General features: G+C 72.9%; 10 protein-coding genes. 6 read left to right on the top strand and 4 right to left on the bottom strand.

What is annotated here, in order from left to right; genetic code table 11:
- Together MLV88_RS06140 and MLV88_RS06135 are read right to left on the bottom strand one after the other, a co-directional pair.
- Positions 1-516: a transposase gene (locus MLV88_RS06140; RefSeq protein WP_243337052.1), complete on the bottom strand. Its 516-nt coding sequence runs from the start codon at positions 514-516 to the stop codon at positions 1-3.
- A gap of 272 nt (positions 517-788) precedes the next feature.
- The gene (locus MLV88_RS06135; RefSeq protein WP_242352810.1) at positions 789-1,142 is read right to left on the bottom strand and encodes a hypothetical protein; all 354 of its coding nucleotides are present in this window, start codon (positions 1,140-1,142) and stop codon (positions 789-791) included.
- A 543-nt stretch (positions 1,143-1,685) separates the two neighbouring features.
- Between MLV88_RS06135 and MLV88_RS06130 the strand changes: the two genes are divergently transcribed.
- The 4 genes from MLV88_RS06130 to MLV88_RS06115 all read left to right on the top strand — a co-directional run bounded on the left by MLV88_RS06130 (position 1,686) and on the right by MLV88_RS06115 (position 8,683).
- Positions 1,686-5,135 (top strand): pyruvate carboxylase, encoded by a 3,450-nt coding sequence (locus MLV88_RS06130; RefSeq protein WP_242352812.1) that lies wholly within the window; start codon positions 1,686-1,688, stop codon positions 5,133-5,135.
- A 108-nt stretch (positions 5,136-5,243) separates the two neighbouring features.
- Entirely contained in the window at positions 5,244-5,639 is a 396-nt protein-coding gene (locus tag MLV88_RS06125) for a bacteriohemerythrin (RefSeq protein ID WP_242335005.1), read from the top strand.
- 136 nt (positions 5,640-5,775) lie between these two features.
- Positions 5,776-7,638, top strand: coding sequence for a 2-oxoacid:acceptor oxidoreductase subunit alpha (locus MLV88_RS06120; RefSeq protein WP_242335002.1), 1,863 nt, complete (start codon positions 5,776-5,778; stop codon positions 7,636-7,638).
- 1 nt (position 7,639) lies between these two features.
- Complete coding sequence (locus MLV88_RS06115) at positions 7,640-8,683, top strand: 2-oxoacid:ferredoxin oxidoreductase subunit beta (RefSeq protein ID WP_242334999.1); 1,044 nt, start codon at positions 7,640-7,642, stop codon at positions 8,681-8,683.
- A gap of 170 nt (positions 8,684-8,853) precedes the next feature.
- Here MLV88_RS06115 and MLV88_RS06110 read toward each other — a convergent pair whose 3' ends face one another.
- Together MLV88_RS06110 and MLV88_RS06105 are read right to left on the bottom strand one after the other, a co-directional pair.
- Complete coding sequence (locus MLV88_RS06110) at positions 8,854-9,135, bottom strand: rhodanese-like domain-containing protein (protein WP_242334996.1); 282 nt, start codon at positions 9,133-9,135, stop codon at positions 8,854-8,856.
- Positions 9,136-9,229: 94 nt separating this feature from the next.
- Positions 9,230-10,516: a hypothetical protein gene (locus MLV88_RS06105; protein WP_242334993.1), complete on the bottom strand. Its 1,287-nt coding sequence runs from the start codon at positions 10,514-10,516 to the stop codon at positions 9,230-9,232.
- Positions 10,517-10,635: 119 nt separating this feature from the next.
- Here MLV88_RS06105 and MLV88_RS06100 point away from each other — a divergent pair, with 119 nt between their 5' ends.
- The gene (locus MLV88_RS06100; RefSeq protein WP_242334990.1) at positions 10,636-11,607 is read left to right on the top strand and encodes a quinone oxidoreductase family protein; all 972 of its coding nucleotides are present in this window, start codon (positions 10,636-10,638) and stop codon (positions 11,605-11,607) included.
- Between the two features lie 78 nt (positions 11,608-11,685).
- Positions 11,686-13,326 carry an AMP-binding protein gene (locus MLV88_RS06095; protein WP_242334987.1) on the top strand — a complete coding sequence of 547 codons (1,641 nt, stop codon included), beginning with the start codon at positions 11,686-11,688 and terminating at the stop codon, positions 13,324-13,326.
- Positions 13,327-13,481: the final 155 nt, after the last annotated feature.

Raw genomic sequence — 13,481 nt, 5'->3', positions numbered from 1 at the left:
TCACGAGCCGGCCGCGAGGCCGGCCCGGCTCCGCGCGGAACTCGGCCCGCCGCACACCTGCAGCACCCACGTGCGCGGCGCCGCCACCGGCGGCGGCTCGCCGTCGGGGCAGCGCGCCGCGGCGGACGAGTAGGCGTCCACGTAGCTCGCCGGCACCGCCTCCCCGCGCCGCAACGCGTGACTCGAGAAGTTGCCGAGAACGTACCGGAGCGCGTTTCGGACCTCGGCCAGCGTGCGGAGGGCGTGCGCGTGATAGCGATCCGTGAAGACGGGCCCGCGCTTCTCCATGAGCGCGTTGAGCCCCAGCGCGACCCGTCCCGAGACCGCCTTCATCCCGCCCGCGAGCGCTCGCGCGTCGTCCGCCTCGACGACGAGGTGCAGGTGGTTCCCCTGGACGGAGAAGTGCACGACGCGGAAGTCCGTTCGTCCGGCGACGGCGCGAAGCGCACCCGCGAAGATCGCGTAGCAGCGCCGGCTCCGCAGGTTCCACACGTGCGCTCGCGTGCGAAGCGTCACGTGGAGCGGCGTGCGCGGGTCGACCTGAACGCGCGTCCGATGCGGCAGCCCCGGCTTCTCACCGCGTGGCTTCCGCCCAGCGTTCGGACGCGCACCGCCCCAGCCTGGCCGGGGCGGGAGCAGGAGGGGCAGCTGAGGGGTGCGGGAGGCCATGGGGTTCACCCTGAGCAACTTGATTGGGCGAACGTTGCCACGTGCCCCTGACGTTCGGCATCGAAGAGCTCGCCCCCCGCCGCGCGCCCCATCTCGATGCGATTGTGCGCGGGGTCAGGCTACGGACGTGACGTGACGGCTTCGGCCCAGAGCGTCGCCTCGCCGTTCTCGCGCTGGGTGAGCTTCCAGTCGCGCACCATCCGTACGTCGTCGGCGTATCGCTCCACCTTGCGCTCGACGACCTGGGCCACGAGCGTGGCCATCACCGTGCACTGCGGCTCGGGCAGCGCGCGGAACCGCGCGAGCGCTTCTCGAAAGGGCTCGGGATCGCCAAGGCGCTGGCACACGAGCGCATTCCAGATGAGGACGCCGAGGCGGATGGCGTCCTCGCGCGCCACGGCCGAGGCGTGATCTGGTAGCGCCGTGATGAAGGGCTCGGCGGTGTCGAGAATCGCAGCGGAGATCTTGCCCACTGCGCGATCCTGCCACGCCGCTCCGTCAGGCCCGTGCAGCCGTGTCGTGCGGCAAAGAGCTGCGCTGCCCGCGGAGCGCCGCGAGGGTGGCGGCGCACGGTGGCGGTCGACGTCCGCTCAATCAAGTCACGATGGGTGAAGATTCGTCGTCCGGCTTTCGATGGCCCGCGGGGCCGACGCCGCGCCATCCGGCCGCCCCAGGGCCTCGAAATCCCCGGACAAAGCCCGGAATCACCGCTCGCCGGCCCGTTTCCCCCGTCCTCGGGCCGCCGGCGCGGCGGCCCCGCCCATCCCCCGCCGCTCGACTCCAGAATCACGTCCGCGTGGCTCACGGACCCCTCGACACGTCGCGTCGAACTGTGCTCCATTGCCGCACGTAGGACGCGCTGGACCGAGCCGAGGCTCGCCAAGCCCGACTTGATCCTCCTCGCAACCGCGCCTGCTCCGGCAGGCCGGGCGGCCAGCAGCGAACGACACCCGAGACCCCGACGCCCGCGCCGCCGCGACGGGTGGGCGTCCACCGTTCGCTTCGAGGAGCCGCACATGCCCGTCCCGTTCAAGAGAGTGATGGCCGCCAACCGTGGCGAGATCGCCATCCGCATCTTCCGCGCCTGCACCGAGCTCGGGATCCAGACGATCGCGATCTACTCGGAGGAGGACCGCCTCTCGCTGCACCGCTACAAGGCGGACGAGGCGTACCTCGTCGGCAAGGGCAAGAAGCCCATCGACGCGTACCTCGGCATCGAGGAGATCGTCGCGCTCGCGAAGCGGCTCGAGGTGGACGCGATCCACCCCGGCTACGGCTTCCTCTCCGAGAACGCGGAGTTCGCCGAGGCGTGCGAGCGGGCCGGCATCGTCTTCGTGGGGCCGACGCCGGAGATGCAGCGCCGGCTGGGCGACAAGGTGGCGGGCCGCAAGGCGGCGCAGGCGGCGGGCGTACCGGTCGTGCCCGGCACCGCCGAGCCGATCGCGCACGACGAGGAGGCGCTCGTCTTCGCGCGCGAGCACGGCTACCCCATCATCATCAAGGCGAGCGCGGGCGGCGGCGGGCGCGGCATGCGCGTCGCCCGCAACCAGCGCGAGCTCGTCGAGGGGCTCGTGTCGGCGCGCAGCGAGGCGGGCGCGGCGTTCGGCAACCCGGCCGTCTTCCTCGAGCGGTACATCGAGCGGCCGAAGCACATCGAGGTGCAGATCCTCGGCGACCACCACGGGAACCTCGTCCACCTGTTCGAGCGCGACTGCTCGATCCAGCGCCGGCACCAGAAGGTCGTCGAGTTCGCGCCCTCGCTCGCGCTCTCCGAGGCGCAGCGCGCGGCGATCTGCGAGGACGCGCTCAAGATCGCGCGCAGCGTGGCGTACCGGAACGCCGGCACGGTGGAGTTCCTCGTGGACCGCGAGGGGCGGCACTACTTCATCGAGGTGAACCCGCGCATCCAGGTGGAGCACACGGTCACGGAGAGCATCACCGGCCGCAACCTCGTGCAGGCGCAGCTCCTCGTGGCCCAGGGGAAGAAGCTCTCCGATCCGGAGATCGGCATCGCGCGGCAGGAGGACGTGCAGCGCCGAGGCTTCGCCATCCAGTGCCGCATCACCACCGAGGACCCGCAGAACGGCTTCGCGCCCGACTACGGGGTGCTGAAGGCGTACCGCTCGCCGGGCGGGTTCGGCGTGCGGCTCGACGCGGGCAGCGCCTTCACCGGCGCGGTTATCACGCCGCACTACGACTCGCTGCTCGTGAAGATCACCACCTGGGGGCTGACGCTCGGCGCGGCGGCGCGGGTGATGGACCGCTCGCTCCAGGAGTTCCGCGTCCGCGGGGTGAAGACCAACATCGCCTTCCTCGAGAACGTCGCGCGCCACCCCGTGTTCCTGGCGGGCGACTGCGACACATCGTTCATCGAGGGGCACCCGGAGCTCATGCAGGCCAAGGTCAAGAAGGACCGCGGCACGAAGCTCCTGCGCTACCTCGGCGAGGTGATCGTGAACGGCTCGCCCGGCGTGGCGAAGCCGCTCCGCTCGGCGGAGCTCCGCGAGCCGCGCCTGCCGAAGGTGGAGATGTCGGGCCGCCCGCCGAAGGGATCGCGCGACCTCCTCCTCGAGCGCGGGCCGGAGGGGCTCGCGCGCTGGGCGCTCGAGGAGCGGCGGCTGCTCTTCACCGACACCACCATGCGCGACGCGCACCAGTCGCTGCTCGCGACGCGCGTGCGCACCGACGACCTGGTCCGCATCGCCCCCGCCACCGCCCGCCTCGCCGCAGGGCTCTTCTCGCTCGAGCTGTGGGGAGGCGCGACGTTCGACGTGTCGATGCGCTTCCTCAAGGAGGACCCCTGGGAGCGGCTCCACAAGCTCCGCGCCGCGATCCCGAACGTCCTCTTCCAGATGCTGCTCCGCGGCTCGAACGCGGTCGGGTACACGAACTACCCTGACAACGTGGTCGAGCGGTTCGTGGAGGAGGCCGCGAGGAGCGGGGTGGACGTCTTCCGCGTCTTCGACTCGCTCAACTGGACGAAGGGCATGACGGTCGCCTGCGAGGCGGTGCGGCGGCAGAAGAACGCCGTGCTGGAGGCGGCGCTCTGCTACACGGGCGACATCAGCGATCCGCGGCGCGACAAGTACCCGCTCGACTACTACGTGAAGCTCGCGAAGGAGCTCGAGCGCATGGGCGCACACTTCCTCGCGGTGAAGGACATGGCGGGGCTCCTGAAGCCCTTCGCCGCGGCGAAGCTGGTGAAGGCGCTCAAGGAGGCGGTGGGCATCCCCGTCCACCTGCACACCCACGACACCTCCGGCGTGGCGTCCGCGACGCTGCTCGAGGCGGCGCGGGCGGGCGTGGACGTGGTGGACGCGGCGCTCGCGCCCCTCTCCGGCCTCACCGCCCAGCCCAACCTGAACTCGCTCGCGGCCGTCCTGCGCGGCGAGGAGCGGGACCCGGCGCTCGACGAGGGCGGCCTGCAGGAGCTCGCCGCTTACTGGGAGACGGTGCGCGAGTGGTACGCGCCCTTCGAGTCCGGGCTGCGGAGCGGGACCGCCGAGGTCTATCGCCACGAGATCCCCGGCGGCCAGTACTCCAACTACAAGCCGCAGGTGGCCGGGCTCGGCCTCCTCGACCGGTGGGAGGAGTGCAAGGACATGTACCGGAAGGTGAACCTGCTCTTCGGGGACATCGTCAAGGTGACGCCGTCGTCCAAGGTCGTGGGCGACATGGCCATGTTCCTCGTGAAGAACGGCCTCGAGCCCGAGGACCTCTTCACGGAGAAGGGCAGGGATCTCGCCTTCCCGGAGTCGGTGGTCGGCCTCGCGAGGGGCATGCTCGGCCAGCCTCACGGCGGCTTCCCGGAGGAGCTCCGCCGGGTGATCCTGAAGGACCAGGAGCCCATCACGCGCCGCCCGGGCGAGCTGCTCGAGCCCGCCGACCTGGAGCGCGAGCGGGCGCGCGCGGCGGAGCGCGCCGGCGTACCGGTGGACGACAAGGCGCTCGTGTCGTGGCTGCTCTACCCGAACGTGTGGCCGGACCTCGTGCGTCACCGCGAGGAGTTCTCGGACACCTCGGTCGTCCCGACGCCGGTGTTCCTCTACGGGCTCGAGCCGGGGCAGGAGACCTCGATCGAGATCGAGCCCGGCAAGACGCTCATCGTGCGCCTCGTGACCGTCGGCAAGCTCGAGAAGGACGGCACGCGCGATCTCTTCTTCGAGCTGAACGGCGAGGCGCGCACCATCACCGTGCGCGACCAGTCCGCGGCGCAGGGGGCCCAGGCCCGGCCGAAGGCCGAGCGCGGGAACCCCGCCCACGTCGGCGCCCCCATGCCCGGCAAGGTCGTGAAGGTGAACGTGAAGGCCGGCGAGCAGGTGAAGGCCGGCGCGGTGCTGCTCGTCACCGAGGCGATGAAGATGGAGACGAACGTGAAGGCGAAGGCGGACTGCACCGTCGCCGAGGTCCGCTTCAAGGAGGGCGACAAGGTGGAGAAGGAGGACCTCCTCCTCGTGCTCGCGTGACCGGCCGGGCCGGCCGGGAAGGCGGCCGCGCTGCGCGCCGCGGCGCATGCCCGAAAGGCGCGCGGCCGCGACGTTGACGGATCGTCGCGATGGGCGCACTCGTCGGGCATGCCGCTCGAGTGGAGCCCGTCGCTCGCGGTCGGGGTCGCGGAGATCGACGCCGACCACGTCGAGCTGTTCCACCGGGCCGAGCGGCTCGTGCGCGCGCTGCGCACGGGCGATCGGGCGGGGGTCGAGGCGCTGTTCACGTACCTCGCCGGCTACGCGGAGCGGCACTTCCTCGCGGAGGAGCGGCTCATGGTCGCCGCCGGCTACCCGCGCCTCGAGGAGCACCGCGCCGCGCACGCCCGCTTCCGGGGTGAGCTCGAGGGCCACCTCCGAGCCCACGCGCGCGACGGCGGCAGCGCCGCCGCCGGCCTCGCGCTCCACAACTGGCTCTCCGACTGGCTGCGCGAGCACCTCGCCGGGCTCGATCGGGACCTGGCGCTGCATCTCGGGCGCTAGGCCTCCCCGGCGAGGCCCGATCGCGACGCCCCTCGGAGGGAGCGCGCACCCGGCGGACTCCGGGCGGCATTGCCCGCTCGACCCGCCCGCCGACCCCGCCCAGCAGAAGCTCCTGCGGCCAGATGTCGCTCCCTCTATGAAGCAGATGGAGGAGCGCACGATGGCGTCCCCGGACAGCTCCGTCGCGCCACTGCCGGCCGCCCGGCCGGACGGTGGCGCGCGGGTGAACGACTTCTCGATCCAGGTCGCGACCGCGAACGGCTCGGGCTCGCAGAGCTCGAACACCGTGCTCCTGCGGGCGATCTTCCAGATGGGCGTGCCGGTCTCCGGCAAGAACCTGTTCCCGTCGAACATCGCGGGCCTGCCGACCTGGTACACGATCCGCGCCTCGCGGGACGGCTGGATCGCGCGGAAGAAGGAGGTGGACCTCCTCGTCGCGATGAACCCCGAGACGGCGCGCGACGACGTGCTCGGGCTCTCCGCCGGCGCGGCGGTGGTCTACGACGCGCCGCTCGCGCTCGCGGAGCTCCGGCCCGACCTCGTGTACTACCCGGTGGCGTTCGACGCGCTCGTCGAGCCGCTCACGAAGGAGCCGAAGCTCCGGCGGCTCCTCCGCAACATGGCGTACGTGGGCGTCCTCGCGCGGCTGCTCGACCTCGACCTCGGCGAGGTGGAGCACGCCATCGAGAAGCAGTTTCCGGGCAAGCCCAGGGCCCGCGACCTGAACGTCGCGGCGGCGCGGGCCGGCTTCGACCACGCGGCGACGCTCGAGAAGCGCGATCCGCTGGTCGTGCGCCGGATGGACCGGACGGCGGGGAAGATCCTGGTGGACGGCAACGCCGCGGCGGCGATGGGCGCCCTCTTCGCGGGCGTCACGGTCGTCGCCTGGTACCCCATCACGCCCTCGTCCTCGCTCGTCGAGACGCTCATCGGCCACCTCCGCAGGTACCGCATCGGCCCGGACGGCAAGGCGACCTTCGCGGTGGTGCAGGCCGAGGACGAGCTCGCGGCGGTGGGGATGGCCATCGGGGCGGGCTGGGCCGGCGCGCGGGCGATGACCGCCACGGCCGGACCGGGCGTCTCCCTCATGAGCGAGTTCGCCGGGCTCGCGTACTACGCGGAGATCCCCGCGGTGATCTTCGACGTCCAGCGGGTCGGCCCGTCGACGGGGCTCCCCACGCGCACCGCCCAGGGCGACGTGCTCTCGACGGCGTTCCTCTCCCACGGCGACACGCGCCACGTGCTGCTCTTCCCGGGGTCGGTCGAGGAGTGCTTCACGATGGGGGTGGACGCGTTCGATCTCGCCGAGCGCCTCCAGACGCCGGTGTTCGTGATGACCGACCTCGATCTCGGCATGAACGTGTGGATGTCCGACCCCTTCCCGTACCCGGCGCGCCCGCTCGATCGCGGGAAGGTGCTCGGGAAGGACGACCTCGACCGGCTGGGCGGATTCGCGCGGTACGCCGACGTGGACGGCGACGGGATCGGCTGGCGCACGCTGCCGGGCACGCCGCACCCGAAGGCCGCCTACTTCACGCGCGGCACGGGCCACGACGAGCAGGCCGCCTACAGCGAGGACCCGCGCACGTTCGAGCGGAACCTCGCCCGGCTCGAGAAGAAGCTCGACGGCGCGCGCGACCTCCTGCCCGCGCCGGTGCGGGAGGGCTCCGGCGAGGCGAAGCTCGGCCTCCTCGCCTACGGCTCCTCCGATCCGGCGCTCCGCGAGGCGCGCGATCAGCTCCGCCGCGAGGCGGGGCTCGACTCCGACTACCTGCGCGTGCGCGCCTACCCGTTCTCGCGCGAGGTGCGCGAGTTCGTGGAGGCGCACGAGCGGGTGTACGTGGTGGAGCAGAACCGCGACGGGCAGCTCGCGGCGCTGCTGAAGCTCGATCTGCCGGCCGCGCTCGTCCCGCGGCTCCGCCCCGTCCCGCACCTCGACGGGCTGCCGCTCGACGCCCGCACGGTGTCCGACGCGATCCGCGCCGAGGAGGCGCGCTGACATGGCCACCCCCGCGACCCCCGCCGCCCCGCGCACCAACCGGCTCGGCCTCAGCGTCGTCGAGTACAAGGGCGCGAAGAGCACGCTCTGCGCCGGCTGCGGCCACAACGCGATCTCCGAGCGCATCCTGGAGGCGATGTACGAGATGGGGGTGCCCCCCGAGCGCGTCGCCAAGCTCTCCGGGATCGGCTGCTCGTCGAAGAGCCCCGCCTACTTCATGAGCCGCTCGCACGCGTTCAACGCGCTGCACGGGCGCATGCCGTCCGTCGCGACCGGCGCGGTCCTCGCGAACCGCGAGCTCCTCGCGCTCGGCGTCTCCGGCGACGGGGACACCGCCTCCATCGGGATCGGCCAGTTCGTGCACCTCATGCGCCGGAACCTCCCGATCCTCTACGTCGTCGAGAACAACGGCGTGTACGGGCTCACGAAGGGGCAGTTCTCGGCGACGGCCGATCTCGGGGCGAAGCTCAAGACCGGCGTGCAGAACGACCTGCCCGCCATCGACCTCTGCACGCTCGCGATCCAGCTCGGCGCCACGTTCGTCGGCCGCTCCTTCTCGGGCGACAAGCGCCAGCTCTCGGCCATGCTGCGGGCGGCGCTCGCGCACCGGGGGACGGCGATGCTCGACGTGGTCTCGCCCTGCGTCACGTTCAACGACCACGAGGGCTCGACCAAGTCCTACGCGTACATGAAGGAGCACGACGTCCCGCTGCACGAGCTCCAGTTCGTGCCGGCGTTCGAGGACCTCGCGGTCGAGTACGACCCGGGGACCACCGTGGACGTGACGATGCACGACGGCTCGCACCTGCGGCTGCGCAAGCTGGAGGAGGGGTACGATCCGCGCGACCGCGGCCGGGCGATGTCGCGCCTCGTCGAGGCGCAGGCGGGCGGCGACGTGCTCACCGGCGTGCTCTTCGTGGACGCGAAGGCGCCGAGCCTCGTCGATCTCCTGAACCTCGTGGACGCGCCGCTCGCGACGCTGCCCGCGGAGGCGGTGCGGCCGCCGCGGGAGGTGCTCGACGCCCTCATGGACGCGCTCCGCTGAGCCACCGGCGGCCGCGGCGCGGACGTCGAGGGTCAGCCGCGCTTCGCCGCCGGCCCGCCGCGCTCCACCGGCAATCCACGGCCGAGCCAGTCCGGCAGGCCGCCCTGGTAGACGTGGAGGTTCTTGTAGCCCATCTCGGCCGCCGCACGGGCGGCCTCCTGGCTCAGCGTTCAGCCGCCGCCGCGGCAGTAGAAGACGATGGGCGCCGCGCGGTCCTTCGGGAGGGAGCCCTGGTACGCCTTCGTCCACGCCGCCGGGATGCTTATGGCGCCCGGCAGGTGGGCCTCGGCGTACTCCTCGGGGCTGCGGCTGTCCACGAGGACGGCCTTCCGCGCGCCGGAGACGAGCGCCCGGACCTCGTCGGCGCCGACGGTCCTGACCTGGGCGCCGGCCGCGCCCGGCAGGACGAGCGCGGCGAGGACGGCTGCCACGGCGATGAGGCTCGAGCGCACGGCGTTCCTCCGGCTGCGGGGGCGGCGAGAGGCCGCCGCCCGATGAGAGCCGCGGGAGGGATGGAGGGTTCGGCCGGGGCCGGCCGTCGGGCCCTCAGCCGCGGGCGAGCAGCGCGGGCCACCAGCGGAACGTGCACGCGTCCTTGCCGGACTGCTGCACCACCGTCCCGTCCCAGCCCTGGTCGAGGGCGCCGGTCGTGCAGCCCTGGGCGCCCTCACGGATCGTGATGCGACCGCAGAGCCGGCCCGAGGGCGCGACGAGCTCGATCCGCTGCACGCAGTCGGGCGCGGCCACGCCGGCGGGCTCCAGGGCGGCGTAGCCCGCGTTGCCGCGCGTGAGGCGGTACCCCCAGCGCGCGCGCTCCGCGAGCCAGGCCGGCAGGGGCTCCGAGCGCGCGGCGAGCGGCGCGTAGCGGCGCAGCCAGCTCCCGTCCGAGCGGACCGCGAGCCCGCCGTCGAGGAGCGGCGCGACGTCCACGTCGTGGCTGAGCCCCTCGCCGACGACGGCGGCGGAGGCCTCGGGCTCGCCGGCGTCGGCCACCGCCGCGCCCGAGGGCTCGACCCAGTGCGCGCGGAGGTAGGCGGAGTCCTGGAAGAGCATGAGCGCGGCGCCGGTGATGGAGACGCCGGCGGCCATGAAGTACGGCTCCGCCGCGTCGGGGTCGGACGACACCGGCACCGCCTCGGGCCAGCGGGGCGCCCCGCTCGCGTCGAAGCGGAACGCGTCGAGCGCGTTCCAGTGGTTGCCGGCCACCGTGACCGAGCGGAACAGCACCACGCTCCCGCCCTGGGGATCCTGCGCCAGCCTCGAGCGGAAGCCGGTGCGCAGCGCCGGGTCCGGCGAGATCGGGGAGGCGCGGCGCACCCGCCCGTCGGGCGCGATCGAGACGTGCTCGACCGTGCCGGCCGCTCCGGCGAGCCCCTGCCAGCCGTCCGGCGCGGCGACGAGCGCCTCGGCCGCGAAGGTGCCCAGCGGGCTACCGTCGCGGGAGCGCGCCTGCCAGGTGAGCGCACCCGCCGCGTCGCGCACGCCGAGCGCGACCGCGCCGGTCCCGTCGGCGCTGCCGGCGACGCAGGTACCGCCCGCGGGGGCGGTCAGCCGGACGGTCACCGGCTCGGGCGCAGCGGTGGGGACGAGCGCGTCGCACTCGGCGGCGGCGTCGAGCCGCTCGAGGTCCAGGGAGGCCGCTCCGGGCGCGCCCGACGCGGCGATGGGGCTGGAGGACGGCGGCGGTGGCACATCGGGACCCGCCGCGCCGGCGGTGGCGCCCGAGGAGGGCGGACCGCCCGCGCCGCCGCACGCCAGGAGCGCCCCGAGGGCCGACGCGGCGAGGAGGAGGACGGACGGCCGAGGTGCGAGGAGGTGGTTGGCGGGGCGCATGGCGGGGACAGTGTCGGCACGCCGATGGGGCTCCGCCTGCCTGCTCCCCTGATTTTCTCGGCCTCGCCCGCGCCGGGCGGGCCCTGGCGTGCCGCGCCGCCCAAGGTTAGGAGCCGGGCATGCCCAGGGCCATCCGCTTCCACGAGACCGGCGGGCCGGAGGTGCTCCGGCTCGAGGACGTCCAGGTCGGCGCGCCCGGCGCGGGCGAGGCGCGCGTCCGCCACACCGCGATCGGCGTGAACTTCGTCGACATCTACCACCGCTCCGGGCTCTACCCGCTGCCGCTCCCGTCCGGCGTCGGGGTCGAGGGCGCCGGCGTGGTGGAGGCGGTCGGCGCCGGCGTCACGCACGTGCACGCCGGCGATCGCGTGGCCTACACCGGGCCGCCGGGCTCGTACTCGGAGGTGCGGCTCGTCCCGGCGGACCGGCTCGTGAAGCTGCCCGACGACATCGCCGATCGCACGGCCGCGGCGGTCCTGACGAAGGGGCTCACGGTGCACGCGCTGGTGCGGCGCACGCACGCGGTCCGTGCGGGAGAGACGGTGCTCCTGCAGGCCGCCGCCGGCGGCGTCGGGCTCATCGCGGTGCAGTGGCTGAAGGCGCTCGGCGCGACCGTCATCGGGACCGTCGGCTCGGACGAGAAGGCGGAGATCGCGCGCGCCCACGGCTGCGACCACGTGATCGTCTACACGCGCGAGGACTTCCCGAGGCGCGTGCGCGAGATCACCGGCGGCGCGGGCGTCCCGGTCGTCTACGACTCCGTCGGCAAGGCCACCTTCGACGGATCGCTCGACTGCCTCTCGCCCCTCGGGCTGATGGTCCTCTTCGGGAACGCCTCCGGGTCGGTCCCGCCGTTCGACCCCGCCGTGCTCGGGCGGAAGGGCTCGCTCTTCCTCACGCGGCCGTCGGTCTTCACGTACATCGCCCGGCGGGAGGACCTCGAGCGCGGGGCCGCCGCGCTCTTCGAGATGCTGCGGACCGGGAAGGTGAGGGTGCAGATCGGCCGGACCCTGCCGCTCGCGGAGGCCGCCGACGCGCAGCGGGCGCTCGCGGCGCGCGAGACCACCGGGTCGGTGGTGCTCTTGCCCTGACGCGCAGGGTCTAGCGGCCGCTCGCCCGCCGAAATACGATGCCGACCTTTGCGCGAACCGCGCGCGGGAGGCATCTCTTTGTACGCACCTTCCTACCTGAGCGGCCCGTCCTCGGCGCCGCTCCTCGGCGAGACCATCGGGGAGAACCTGCGCCGCACCGTGACCCGGTTCCCGGAGCGCGAGGCGCTCGTCTCGGTCCAGCAGGGGTACCGCGCGACGTACCGCGAGCTCTGGGAGCAGACCTCCGAGATCGCGCGGGCGCTGCTCGTCCGCGGCGTGCGCAAGGGCGACCGCGTCGGGCTCTGGTCGCCGAACCGGTTCGAGTGGGTGGTGCTCCAGTACGCCTGCGCCCGCGTGGGCGCGATCCTCGTGAACGTGAACCCCGCCTACCGCGTGCACGAGCTCGAGTACGCGCTCCGGCACGCGGGCGTCTCGACGCTCCTGCTCGCGCGCGCGTTCCGCCAGGCCGACTACGTCACGATGGTGCGGGAGGTCCGGCTCCGCTGCCCGGAGCTGCGGCAGACGATCGTCATCGACGAGGAGTGGACCGACCTCCGGCAGGACGCGCGCCGCCTCTCCGAGGAGGAGCTCTCGCGCGTCGAGCGCGACCTGCAGTTCGACGAGCCGATCAACATCCAGTACACGAGCGGCACGACCGGCTTCCCGAAGGGCGCGACGCTCTCGCACCACAACATCCTCAACAACGGCTACTTCGTCGCGCAGTACCTCCGCTACACCGAGGAGGACCGCGTCTGCATCCCGGTGCCCTTCTACCACTGCTTCGGCATGGTGATGGGGAACCTCGCCTGCACCACGCACGGCGCGGCGATGGTGATCCCGGCGGAGAGCTTCGAGCCACAGTCGGTGATGCGGACCGTGCAGGAGGAGCGCTGCACCTCGCTCTACGGCGTCCCGACGATGTTCATCGCCGAGCTCGACCACCCGGAGTTCTCCGCGTTCGACTTCTCGTCGCTCCGCACCGGCATCATGGCGGGCTCGCCCTGCCCGATCGAGGTGATGAAGCGGGTCCAGCGGGACATGCACATGCCGGAGGTCACGATCTGCTACGGCATGACCGAGACCTCGCCGGTGTCCACGCAGTCGCGCCCGGACGATCCGCTCGAGAAGCGGGTCACCACCGTCGGCCAGGTCCACCCGCACGTCGAGATCAAGGTCGTCGATCCGACCACCGGGCGCGTCGTGCCGCGGGGCACGCCGGGCGAGCTGTGCACGCGCGGCTACTCGGTGATGATCGGCTACTGGAACGACGCGCCCGCGTCGCGCGACGCGATCGACACCGGGCGCTGGATGCACACGGGCGATCTCGCCACGGTGGACGCCGACGGCTACGTGAAGATCGTCGGCCGCATCAAGGACATGGTCCTGCGCGGCGGGGAGAACGTCTTCCCGCGCGAGGTGGAGGAGTTCCTCTACACGCTCCCCGGCGTCTCCGACGTGCAGGTGATCGGGGTGCCGGACGCGAAGTACGGCGAGGAGCTCATGGCGTGGGTGAAGCTGCGCCCCGGCGTGACGCTCACGGGCGACGATCTCCGGCGGCTCTGCCGCGGCAAGATCGCGACCTACAAGATCCCGCGCTACTACAAGTTCGTGGACGCGTTCCCGATGACGGTCACCGGCAAGGTCCAGAAGTTCCGCATGCGCGAGCAGGCGATCCAGGAGCTCGGGCTCGAGAAGGCCGCCCGGATCGAAACCGCCTAGCACCTCGACCCTCGAGCCCCGCGGCGGAGGGAGCCCGCGGGGCGCTTGAATAGGCGCGCCGCGCCTGCCGTCGCGATCGCGGCGAGCCGAGTCGAAGGTGCACGCTCGGAGAAGGGGCTCGCTCCCTCGCGCGCCGCGCGGGCGGATGGAACGTC

This window comes from Anaeromyxobacter soli, assembly GCF_022808855.1.
In the GTDB taxonomy this organism is placed as follows: Bacteria; Myxococcota; Myxococcia; order Myxococcales; family Anaeromyxobacteraceae; genus Anaeromyxobacter; species Anaeromyxobacter soli.
This window is presented reverse-complemented; position numbering and strand designations above follow the sequence as displayed.

Coding starts and splice junctions, on each gene's coding strand:
- MLV88_RS06115 (WP_242334999.1), top strand. CDS start 7,640: ATGGCCACCCCCGCGACCCCCGCCGCCCCGCGCACCAACCGGCTCGGC.
- MLV88_RS06100 (WP_242334990.1), top strand. CDS start 10,636: ATGCCCAGGGCCATCCGCTTCCACGAGACCGGCGGGCCGGAGGTGCTC.
- MLV88_RS06130 (WP_242352812.1), top strand. CDS start 1,686: ATGCCCGTCCCGTTCAAGAGAGTGATGGCCGCCAACCGTGGCGAGATC.
- MLV88_RS06105 (WP_242334993.1), bottom strand. CDS start 10,516: ATGCGCCCCGCCAACCACCTCCTCGCACCTCGGCCGTCCGTCCTCCTC.
- MLV88_RS06120 (WP_242335002.1), top strand. CDS start 5,776: ATGAAGCAGATGGAGGAGCGCACGATGGCGTCCCCGGACAGCTCCGTC.
- MLV88_RS06125 (WP_242335005.1), top strand. CDS start 5,244: ATGCCGCTCGAGTGGAGCCCGTCGCTCGCGGTCGGGGTCGCGGAGATC.